The organism is Elstera sp. (genome assembly GCF_044372965.1).
Taxonomy (GTDB): domain Bacteria; phylum Pseudomonadota; class Alphaproteobacteria; order Elsterales; family Elsteraceae; genus Elstera.
On record NZ_JBILQX010000126.1, the window covers coordinates 1 to 10,499 of the forward strand.

Consider the following 10,499-nt stretch of genomic DNA (forward strand, 5'->3'; position numbering starts at 1 on the left):
CAGGGGTCGGCAAAACCTATGAGATGCTGCGCATCGCCCGGCAGCGGCGGCGCGAGGGGGTGGATGTCGTCGTCGGCGTGGTTGAAACCCACGGGCGGGTGGAAACCCAGCGCATGCTCGCCGGGTTGGAAATTCTGGACAAACGCGCGGGCGAGTATAAGGGCCGCACGCTGCCGGAAATGGATCTTGACGCCATTCTGGCGCGTAAACCCGCGCTGGTGCTGGTGGACGAACTCGCCCATACCAATGCGCCCGGCAGTCGCCATCCCAAGCGCTATTTGGACGTGGAAGAAATCCTCGCCGCCGGGATTGATGTGTTCACCACGCTGAACGTGCAGCACGTCGAAAGCCTGAACGATGTGGTGGCGCGCATCACCCGCGTCCGCGTTCGCGAGACGGTCCCCGATTCGATCATCGACCGGGCCGACGAAATCGAACTGGTCGATGTAACACCGGAAACCCTGCAACAGCGCCTCGCGGAGGGGAAAGTCTACGGGCACGAACAGGCCCAACGCGCGCTAAAACATTATTTTTCCGCCGGGAACCTCACGGCCTTACGCGAACTCGCCCTGCGCCGCACCGCCGACCGGGTGGATGCGCAGATGCGCGACTTCATGCAAAGCCACGCCATTTCCGGCCCGTGGGAAACTGGCGAGCGATTGCTGGTCTGCATCGACCCGCGCCCGGCGGCGGATTTGCTCATTCGTCAGGCGCGGCGGATGGCCGACCGGCTGCGCTGCGCCTGGACCGTGCTGCATATCGAAACCCCCAACCCGCTTGGCCTGTCCGACGCCGCGCGCACGCGGATTGCCGAAGCCATGCGCCTTGCCGAACGCTTAGGCGCGGAAACCGTGACCCTGCCGGGGCGATGGGTGGTCGATGACGTGCTGGCCTATGCGCGCAGCCATAATGTGACGCAGATCATCGTTGGCCATTACAGCTTGCCGCGCTGGAAACGCTGGCTGTCGGGCTCGGTCACGCAGGAATTGGTGCGCAAGGCGAGCGATATCAGCCTGCGCATCGTGCCCTTGGGCGAGGGCGGGGCGGCGGTTTCGCTGGCGCTGCCAAAGCGACCGCCGCTGTCGGCCTTTATCGAGGCGACGCTGACCGTGGGCGCGGCGACGGTGATCGCTTCCGGGCTCGACCGGCTGATTGAGGTCACGAACCTCTCCTTGGTGTTTCTCACCGGCGTTTTGGTCGTCGCGGTGCGGCGCGGGCGCGGGCCGTCGCTCTATGCCGCCACGCTGTCGGTACTGCTCTATAATTTCCTGTTTTTGCCGCCGCTCTATACCTTCACGATTGCCGATCCCGCCAATGTGATTTCGCTGATCGCCTTCTTCGTTACGGCCCTGGTGACGAGCAATCTCGCCGCGCGCACCCACGCCCAAGGCACGGCGGCGGCGCAGCGGGCGAAGATCACGGCGGACCTCTATAGCTTCAGTCGCAAGCTCGCTGCCATCGGTGCGATGGATGATCTTCTGTGGGCGATTTCGCACCAGATTGCGGCGATGTTGAAGGTCAGCACCGTGGTTCTGCTGCCCGAGGGCGAGCATCTTTCGGTGCGGGCCGGGTATCCGCCCGAAGATCAGCTGGAAGAGGCCGATCTTGCAGCGGCGCACTGGGCGTTCAGCAAGGGCCAGGAAACGGGCCGCGATTCCGACACGCTGCCGGGCGCGCGTTGGCTGTTTCTGCCGCTGCGTACCGACCGGGAGATTATCGGCGTGCTGGGCCTGGATCGGGCCGAGCGGGGGCGGCCGATCCTGTCGCAGGAAGAGCGCCGCTTGCTCAATGCCCTGGCGGATCAAGCCGCGATTGCCATCGAGCGCATCACGCTCGCCGGAACCGTCGATGAAGCGCGGCTGCTGGCTGAAACGGAAAAGCTGCGCGGGGCGCTGCTCACGTCGATTTCACACGATTTGCGCACGCCGCTTGCGACCATTTTGGGCTCGGTCACGGCCCTGCGGTCGTTCGGCGCGCGCTATGATGATGCTGCGCGCGATGAGGTGCTGGGCAGCGTGCAGACCGAAGCCGAGCGCCTGAACCGCTTCGTCGGTAATCTTTTGGATATGATGCGGCTCGAAGCAGGCTCCCTCACCCCGAAGCAAGATCCGCTCGATCTGGCGGAAGCGGTGGGCACCTCCCTGCGGCGCACGGCGGCGCTGCTGGCGGGGCATCGGGTGGAAACCCATCTGCCGGATGATCTGCCAATGGTGCGGCTCGACCATGTGCTCTTCGAGCAAGTGTTGGTGAACCTTCTCGATAATGCCGCAAAATACGCGCCAAAGGGCTCGATAATTCGGATTGAGGCGCGGGAGACCCCGGACGGGGGCGTTCGCCTGAGCGTGGCGGACCAAGGCCCCGGCATTCCCCCCGACCGGCGCGCCAGTATTTTCGAGCGGTTCTACCGGCTCGACGTCAGTGATAGCTCGCCGAGCGGAACCGGTTTAGGGCTCGCCATCTGCTGGGGCTTTGTTGAGGCGATGGGCGGGCGTATTCAGGTGGAGGATGCGCCCGGTGGCGGCGCGGCCTTTGTGATTTCCATACCCGAGACCTTGATTCATGTCGAACCCCTCCGGGATTAACCCGCGCGCGACTCTGCTGGTCGTCGACGATGAACCGGCGATCCGGCGGTTTTTGCGCACCAGCCTTGCCGCGCAAGATTATGCCGTGATCGAGGCCGAAACGGGAGCCCAGGGGCTCGCCGCCGCCCGCCGCCCCGGCGTCGATCTGATGATTCTCGACCTCGGCCTGCCCGACCGCGACGGGCTCGACGTGATTGCCGATTTGCGCATGAGCAGCGCCCTGCCGATTATTGTGCTCTCCAGCCGGGGGGAGGAGGCGAGCAAGGTCGAAGCGCTCGACCTTGGGGCCGATGATTACATCGTCAAGCCGTTTAGCATCGAAGAGCTGTTGGCGCGTATTCGCGTGGCCCTGCGGCACCGGCTGCAAACCCAGGGCGCGTCGGAGGTTTTTACCCTCGGGCCGCTCACCATCGATCTCTTTCACCGTCGCGTGCTGCTGGACGGGGCGGAGGTAAAGCTCTCCCCGAAGGAATGGGGCATTCTCGCCGAACTCGCCAAACATCCGGGCCGCGTTCTGACCCATAAGCATCTTCTAAAAGCCGTATGGGGCCATGAGGATGGGGCGGATGTGCAGTATCTGCGCGTCTACGTGCGCCAATTGCGGCAAAAACTCCACGATCCCGCCGATCAGCCCCGGTTTTTGCTCACCGAAGCCGGGGTTGGGTATCGCTTGGCGATTCCGTAGCGGCGTTTGTTGCGACTGCTGATAAGAATCACTCTCAATGATATTGATAATTCTTCGCACCTGCGGCAGGATGCGGGCCGTTCCCCATTTTGCTGCGCGAAGGAGTTACCCCGTGGACGCACCCCTTTCCGGCCCCGGCCTGTCGTTCATCGGGCTGCTCACGCAGGCCGATAGCGTCGTGAAAGCGGTGATGATTCTGCTGGCCCTCGCCTCGGTCTGGGGCTGGGCGGTGATTCTCGAAACGTTGCGGCGGCTGTGGTTGGCGCAGCGCAGTTTGCAGCCGTTTGAGGCGGGCGAGTCGGTGGCGCTGGCCGAGGTCGCGCAGCGGCCCGATGGCGCGGCCCAGCGCGTGCTCGCGGCGGGGTTGCGCTTGGTCCAGCAGGACCGCGCCGCCTTTTCCGGCACCTCGGCGGCCACCCAGCGCGAGCATCTCGTGAGCGTCATGCGCGTGCAATTGGGCCGGGAAGTGCGGCTGTTGGATCGGCGTTTGCCGGTACTGGCGACGATTAGTTCTTCTGCGCCGTTCATCGGCCTGTTCGGCACGGTCTGGGGCATCATGAACAGCTTCACCGCGATTGCCCAGGCGCGCGATACCAGCCTCGCCACGGTCGCGCCGGGGATTGCCGAAGCCTTGCTGGCGACCGCGATGGGGCTGGTTGCCGCCATTCCCGCCGTCATCGCCTATAATCTTCTCGCCGCGACGATTGGGCGGTTTTCGGCGCGCACGCAAGCGGTGATGGCCGAGACGGCCTTGAAGCTGACGCGCGCGCCCGCCGCCGCCGATAAGGCCGCGTAGCATGGCCGGGGGATTGCTACCGAGCAGCGGGGGTGACGAAGACGGGCTGCCCGCCGTCGCCGATATCAATATTACGCCGCTGGTCGATGTGATGCTGGTGCTGCTCATCATCTTTATGGTGGCAGCGCCAATGCTGGTCGCCGGGGTTCCAGTGGAACTACCCAGCAGCCAAGCCGCGCAACTGACGCCGCCTGCGCCGCCGATTACCCTGTCGGTGGACGGGCAGGGGCAGGTTTTCCTCGATCAAGAGCCGATTGCGAAGCCGAACCTGTCCGCCCGCCTGCGCGAGCTTGCCGCCGCCGACAAGACCCGCCCGATCTATGTGCGCGGCGATAAAAGCCTCTCCTACGGCACGATTGCCGAGTTGATGGGCCAGGTCGGGGCGGCGGGGTTCAGCCGCGTGGCCTTGCTCACCGAACCCGTAAAACCGTAGCCCCCCGCCGGAAGCTGAACGGATATGGCGAAAGCCTTTCTCACCTCCTTTTCGCTGCATGTTGCCGCCGTTGGCCTGCTGGTCTGGCTCGCGCCCGATGGGCAATCGATGCCGAGCGAAAAGCCACAGTTGATCGAACTTCAGCCGATGGCGCTGCTGCCGAGCCCGCCGCCGGCACCCGCCGTTGTTGCCGAACCTGAAATCGTTCCCGAGCCGCCCCAAATCGAACCGCCTCAGGTCGTCCCCCCGCCGGAGCCGCCGCCGCCCGAGCCGATTGCCGAGCTTCCACCGCCGCCCGAGCCGCCTTTGCCTGAACTGCCGCCACTCCCGGAACCGCCCCCGGAAGTGAAGCCCGAAGAACTCATCCGCAGTGTTGCCGCTCCCGTCGATCCGCTCCCACCGCCCCCGCCGCCAAAACCGAAACCGGCCCCCAAGCCGCGCCCCATTGTCGCGAAATCGCCGCCCGCCGTGCCGAAAGCCCCGCAGGAGGTGACGCCCGTGGCCCAGTCCGCGCCGGAACCCGTTGCCGCGCCTCCCTCGGTTGTGCCGCCTCAGGCCACCGAGGCCGCCTCGGTGGCGAGCGCTGCGGCGGTCGCGCCATCGCTCGACAGCGATTACACCAGCAAGCTTTCGGCGTGGCTCTTGCGCCATCGGCCCGATGGCGCGCGCACGATGCGCGGCCAGCGCCAAGGGCAGGGGATGGTGCGCTTCACGCTCAACCGTGCCGGAAAGCTGCTCTCGAAAACCTTGCTTCAGAGCACAGGCAATGACGCCCTGGATCGGGCGATTCTGGAGATGGTGGACCGGGCAAGCCCGATGCCAGCTTTTCCACCGAGCTATCCAGGCGATGAATTTACTTTCGATTTTCCGATTCAATTCCAATTGCGGTGAAAATAAGGCATTTGCAACTAAGACGCAGTTGCATAATTGTCACCACAATGCTACGGCCTAACCTTCTCATGTGCCTGGCCGCCGCCGCTCCCCCAGGCTTTTTTCGAAGAACTCGATAAGGACTATCCGATGCGATCCTCCGATCCTTCGGCAGCGATGCGCCGTCTGCCGTTCGCGCTCGCTGCTGCTGCCTTGCCCCTCGCTGGGGCGTTTTTCCCCGCTGCGGCCCAAACGCCTGCACAAAAGCCGGTGACGCTGCCGACGATGACGGTGCAGGACACGGCGAAACCCGACGCGAACCCGAACGCTAATCCCAATGCGCCCCTGGCGGTGGAACGGTCCGCGAATCCGAAGTTCGTAAAGCCGCTTCTGGATACGCCGAAAAGCGTAACCGCCATCACTAAGGAGCAGATTAAGGACTCGGGCGCGACCTCGTTGCGCGACGTCATGCGCCAGCAACCGGGCGTGACCTTGGGGACGGGCGAGGGCGGCAATGCTTTCGGCGACCGGATTTTCATTCGCGGGTTCGATGCGCGCAACGATGTGTTTATCGATGGGCTGCGCGACCCTGGCGTGATCTCACGCGAAACCTTTGCGGTCGAACAGTTGGAAGTCATCAAAGGCCCCAGCTCCACCATCGGCGGGCGCGGCACGACCGGCGGGTCGGTCGATATCGTCACCAAAACGCCGACGCAGCAGAATTTCATCAAGGGCGAAGGCTCGCTGGGCACCGATAACTATAAGCGCCTGAGCGCCGATGTGAATCAGGTGATTTCCGATCGCTTCGCTGTGCGGCTCAACGGCATGATCCACGATACCGATGTTGCCGGGCGCAAGGAAGTTTACGATAAGCGCTATGGTGCGGCGGTCGCCGCGGAAATCAAACCGCACGAGGATTGGAAAGTCACGCTCGACTATTACCACCTCAATACGGATGCGATGCCCGACTGGGGGATTCCCTACGACACGCGCGCCAATGCGCCGTTCAATGTGCCGCGCGATACCTTCTATGGTATCGTCGGGCGCGATTATATGGAAAATAGCGCCGATATTGGCACGATCCGCGTTGAAGGCAAGCTGGCCCGCGATCTGAAGCTGGATGTGCGCGCCCGCTACGGCGTAACCAGCAATGAATATGTGATTTCAGCCCCGGAAGGCGTCAATCTCACCAATTTAACGGTGGGCTCCAACGCCAAAAATCGCGATCAGACCAACCGTTACGGCGGGCTTCAGGCGAATCTGATTTACGATCTCGATAGCAGCTTCGGCAAACATACTTTCGTCGCGGGCGGCGAAATCATGCGCGAGAAGGTGTATAATCGCGCGCCGGTGGTCACGCCGCGCTCGATCACGCAGCGGATTTATGCGCCGAACCCGAACCTGCCGTGGACGGGCTCGATTGTCTCGGGAACTTCTTATTCCGACACTACGGTTGATACCAAGGCGCTCTACCTGTCCGATACGCTGGAACTCTCGCCGGAATGGCAGCTCAGCGGTGGCCTGCGCTATGATCTCTATGATATCGGTGCCTATTCGGGAACGGGCGATTATTCCACCACCTCCAGCCGCGCAACCTATGATAAGGGCTTCCTGAACTGGAACCTTGGCCTCGTCTATAAGCTCGTTCCTTACGCCAGCATCTACGGCGCGATCAGCACCTCGTCGAACCCGCCGGGCGAGCAGGTCGATGGCGGCACCTCGGCAGGCTATGGCGGCCTCGCGTCGGGCTATACCCAGTTTACGCCGGAGAAGAATACGAACTTCGAAATCGGCACCAAGTGGCAGTTGTTCGATCGTCGCCTGAACGCCAATGCCGCGCTCTTCTATACGATCAAGGAAGAAATGCTGGTCAATAGCGGCACGCGCTTCAGCAATGGCGGGGCCGCGCGCTCGGCGGGCTTTGAAGTTAGCCTCGCGGGGAATATCACCGACGATTGGAGCGTGACCGGCGGCTATACCTATATCGACGCCAAGGTTACGGATAATCCGCTGAACCCCGCCGCCAAAGATAAGAAGCTCGCCAATATCGCCAAACATTCGCTGCTGGTGCAGACGAAATATCAAATCACCGAAGCGCTCTCGATCGGGGGTTCCGCGAATTACCGCTCGGAAGTCAATGGCGGCACGTTGGAAGCGCTCAGCACCAAGGTTCCCTCCTATTGGCGCTTCGATGCGATGGGCGAGTATAAAATTAACGAGAACGCCAGTCTGCGGCTGAACGTGCTCAATCTGGCGAACGAGACCTACTACGATACGCTCTATCGCAGTGCCTCGCCGTTTACCTATGTCGCGCCCGGTCGGTCGGCGATGCTGACGCTGGCCGTTAGCTACTAACCTTCCGAGGGATCATGCTTCTTGCCATTCCAGAGGTTCTGACCCCCGCCGAAGTCGCCGCCGCCCGCGCCGCCCTAGATGCGGCCGAGTGGATCGACGGGCGGGTGACGGCGGGGGAACAATCCGCCGCCGTCAAGCAGAACGCACAACTGGCAGAAGGCTCCCCCGTGGCCCAGGCCGTGGGGGAGATGATCCTGGGGGGGCTTGCCCGATCACCTTTGTTTATTTCGGCGGCACTGCCGCAGCGGATTTTTCCGCCGCTGTTTAATCGGTATGGCGAGGGCGCGTCCTTCGGCGTGCATGTGGATAACGCCATTCGCGCCATCCCCGGCACGCCGATCCGGCTGCGCACGGATCTATCGTGTACGTTGTTTTTCTCAGAGCCTGAGGAGTATGACGGCGGCGAGTTGATTATCGAAGATGTGTATGGCCCGCAGCGGGTAAAGCTGCCCGCCGGGCACCTCATTCTCTACCCGTCCACCAGCCTGCATCGGGTAACGCCGATCACGCGCGGGGCGCGCGTTGCCTCGTTTTTTTGGCTGCAAAGCATGATCCGCGCCGACGATCAGCGCGCGTTGCTCTTCGATCTCGATCAAACAATCCAGCGCTTGGCGCTGGAAAAAGATGCGAACGATCCCTGCGTCGTCAGCTTGTCGGGCATCTATCACAACCTCCTGCGACAATGGGCCGAAGTTTAGCGGACGGTGCTTTAAGCCGCTATTCAGCTTAACCAAGGTATCCTACTCTCGTACCCGCGCGCTGGTCGCAGAGGGAGGAAGGGAGTATCGATTGGTGAGCTTACGCCCCCTCAGAGTATGGGTGTGTATTTTAGGGCTGTTGGTCGGGAGCGGCCTACCCGCCCGGGCCGAGGAAATTCGCCTGATTGCCCCATATTTGCCGCCGTTCTCGTTCGGCGATGCGGCGGCACCCAAGGGAATTATGCTGGAAACCCTGCTGGCGGTTGCGCGGCAGGTCGGCCATTCCGGCAAGGTTTCCATCGTGCCGGTGCCGCGCATGTTGCACGAAATGGCCCAGGGCAAGCGGATGATGTCGGCCTTTATCGCCCAGCTTCAGTTTCGCGCGCGGGCCTTTACCCTCCTTGATCCAGGCGTGGAGCAAGTGCTCTCCTTCGCCAGTCTGCGCACCAATCCGGGACCGATGACGCTGGAGAGTGCAAAGCATCTGAAGAGTATCGGCCTTATCAGCAATGGGTTTCCCGAAATTTTTCTGCGCGGGGAGGGGTTTACCAACCTCGATACCGCGACGACCGAGGAAGCGAGCCTGCGCAAGCTGATGGGCGGGCGTGTCGATGCTTGGTTCAGCTCGCGCTGGGTTATTCCGGCGCTGCTTGCCCAAGAGAAGATTGATCCAGACCTGCTGCAAATTTCGGAACCCATCGTGCGGTTCCCGCTGAATTTCGCCGCGACATTGGATATTCCTGCAGACGAATTGGCGCCTTGGGCGGCAGAACTCGCCCGCTTTCGGGCGGCGGGCGGGGTCGAGCGTCTGATACGACAGTACCGGCAAGCCCTTTAAGGTTGAAAGCGGTCTATGGGGTTATCCACAATTTATTTTAAGAGTATTTTAACTTGACCCTGCTGCGTTCAGGTGCGACCAAACGCAGGATGCCGAATTCTAACGGCGGGCAAGAATAGTTAGCCGGGGGGCAGGGTTGGTTGGGTTAAGGCGGTATGGCGGATTTATCGGTGTGCTCGTGCTGCTCGCCTTTGCGCGTATCGCCGGGGCCGAGGAAATTCGCCTGATTGCACCCCATTTGCCGCCCTTTTCTGCCGCCGATCAGGGCGATCCTAAGGGCTTTATGGTCGAAACCCTCCTGGCGGTGGCGCGTGCGGTGGGACATTCGGGCAAGGTCAATATTGTCCCGATTCCGCGCATGTTGCAGGAAATGGCCACGGGCACGCGGATGATTTCGGCCTTCACCGCCCGCATTCCGGCCCGCGAAGGTAGGTTCCGCTGGCTCGATCCGGGGGTTGAGGAAGCGCTGTCGTTTGCTGTTCTGGCTGATCGCGGCACCCCGATAACGGTGGAGGAGGCCAAAAGCCTAAAGGCCATCGGCACCATCATGAACGGCGTGCCTGAAAATTTTCTGCGGGAGCGTGGGTTTAACAATTTCGACTCGGCGACGACCGAGGAGGCGAGTTTGCGCAAGCTGCTGGTGGGCCGGGTGGAGGCTTGGTTCACCTCGCGCTGGGTTATCCCCGTGGTGATGGAGAATGAGGCGGTGAGCACCGATCGTATTCTTCTGTCCGACCCGGTCACGCGCTACCCGTTAAATTTCGCGGCAACGCTCGATATTCCCGAAGAAGAACTGGTCCCCTGGCGGGCGGCGTTGGCGCGTTTTCGGGCTGACGGCGGCGTTGAGCGACTGACGGCACCTTATCGACGCTAAGGATTACTCATGCGGCGCACCCGTAAGTTTTGCTGCGCTGCACGTTCAGGGGGCCTCGACAAAATGTCGCAGAGGAGCTAAGGCCAGCGGCAAAGCGTCAGTAAAGGAGCCCCCGCCATGGCTAGTCTATTTTCCCGCCGGACCTTGTTGATTTCAACCGCGCTGCTGGGTCTTGCCCCAATTGTCGACGCGGCGGACCCGCTGAAAATCGGCGTGATCGCCAGCTACTCCGGCGCTTATGCCGATTATGGTAAGCAGATTGATGGCGGCATGGCGGTTTATCTGGCGGAAACCGGCGGCATGCTCGGCGGGCGGCCCGTCACCTTCGTTCGCAAGGATACGGCGGGGCCTGCGCCCGATGTGGCGGC

General features: G+C 62.4%; 9 protein-coding genes and 1 pseudogene. All 10 read left to right on the forward strand.

Features of this window, described 5'->3' with window-relative positions; genetic code table 11:
• On the forward strand, positions 1-2,582 hold a 2,582-nt coding region (locus tag ACIQ36_RS14325), incomplete at its 5' end, for an ATP-binding protein (protein WP_395830439.1).
• On the forward strand, positions 2,560-3,267 hold the full coding sequence (locus tag ACIQ36_RS14330; protein WP_395830441.1) for a response regulator: 708 nt from the start codon (positions 2,560-2,562) through the stop codon (positions 3,265-3,267). The genes ACIQ36_RS14325 and ACIQ36_RS14330, both read left to right, overlap by 23 nt.
• 112 nt (positions 3,268-3,379) lie before the next feature.
• Positions 3,380-4,063 (forward strand): MotA/TolQ/ExbB proton channel family protein, encoded by a 684-nt coding sequence (locus ACIQ36_RS14335; RefSeq protein ID WP_395830443.1) that lies wholly within the window; start codon positions 3,380-3,382, stop codon positions 4,061-4,063.
• Position 4,064: 1 nt separating this feature from the next.
• On the forward strand, positions 4,065-4,496 hold the full coding sequence (locus tag ACIQ36_RS14340; RefSeq protein WP_395830445.1) for an ExbD/TolR family protein: 432 nt from the start codon (positions 4,065-4,067) through the stop codon (positions 4,494-4,496).
• A 24-nt stretch (positions 4,497-4,520) separates the two neighbouring features.
• Positions 4,521-5,387: an energy transducer TonB gene (locus tag ACIQ36_RS14345; protein ID WP_395830447.1), complete on the forward strand. Its 867-nt coding sequence runs from the start codon at positions 4,521-4,523 to the stop codon at positions 5,385-5,387.
• Positions 5,388-5,516: 129 nt separating this feature from the next.
• Complete coding sequence (locus ACIQ36_RS14350; protein ID WP_395830449.1) at positions 5,517-7,721, forward strand: TonB-dependent receptor; 2,205 nt, start codon at positions 5,517-5,519, stop codon at positions 7,719-7,721.
• A 14-nt stretch (positions 7,722-7,735) separates the two neighbouring features.
• Positions 7,736-8,419, forward strand: a complete 684-nt coding sequence (locus ACIQ36_RS14355) for a Fe2+-dependent dioxygenase (RefSeq protein WP_395830451.1) — start codon at positions 7,736-7,738, stop codon at positions 8,417-8,419.
• A 94-nt stretch (positions 8,420-8,513) separates the two neighbouring features.
• Positions 8,514-9,257 (forward strand): substrate-binding periplasmic protein, encoded by a 744-nt coding sequence (locus ACIQ36_RS14360; protein WP_395830453.1) that lies wholly within the window; start codon positions 8,514-8,516, stop codon positions 9,255-9,257.
• A gap of 172 nt (positions 9,258-9,429) precedes the next feature.
• Complete coding sequence (locus tag ACIQ36_RS14365) at positions 9,430-10,131, forward strand: substrate-binding periplasmic protein (protein ID WP_395830455.1); 702 nt, start codon at positions 9,430-9,432, stop codon at positions 10,129-10,131.
• A 117-nt stretch (positions 10,132-10,248) separates the two neighbouring features.
• Positions 10,249-10,499: pseudogene (locus ACIQ36_RS14370) on the forward strand (hypothetical protein); the annotation flags it as partial.

Excerpts from the sequence above, each read along its gene's own strand:
- ACIQ36_RS14340 (WP_395830445.1), top strand. The coding sequence starts at position 4,065 with ATGGCCGGGGGATTGCTACCGAGCAGCGGGGGTGACGAAGACGGGCTG.
- ACIQ36_RS14345 (WP_395830447.1), top strand. The coding sequence starts at position 4,521 with ATGGCGAAAGCCTTTCTCACCTCCTTTTCGCTGCATGTTGCCGCCGTT.
- ACIQ36_RS14350 (WP_395830449.1), top strand. The coding sequence starts at position 5,517 with ATGCGATCCTCCGATCCTTCGGCAGCGATGCGCCGTCTGCCGTTCGCG.
- ACIQ36_RS14330 (WP_395830441.1), top strand. The coding sequence starts at position 2,560 with ATGTCGAACCCCTCCGGGATTAACCCGCGCGCGACTCTGCTGGTCGTC.
- ACIQ36_RS14355 (WP_395830451.1), top strand. The coding sequence starts at position 7,736 with ATGCTTCTTGCCATTCCAGAGGTTCTGACCCCCGCCGAAGTCGCCGCC.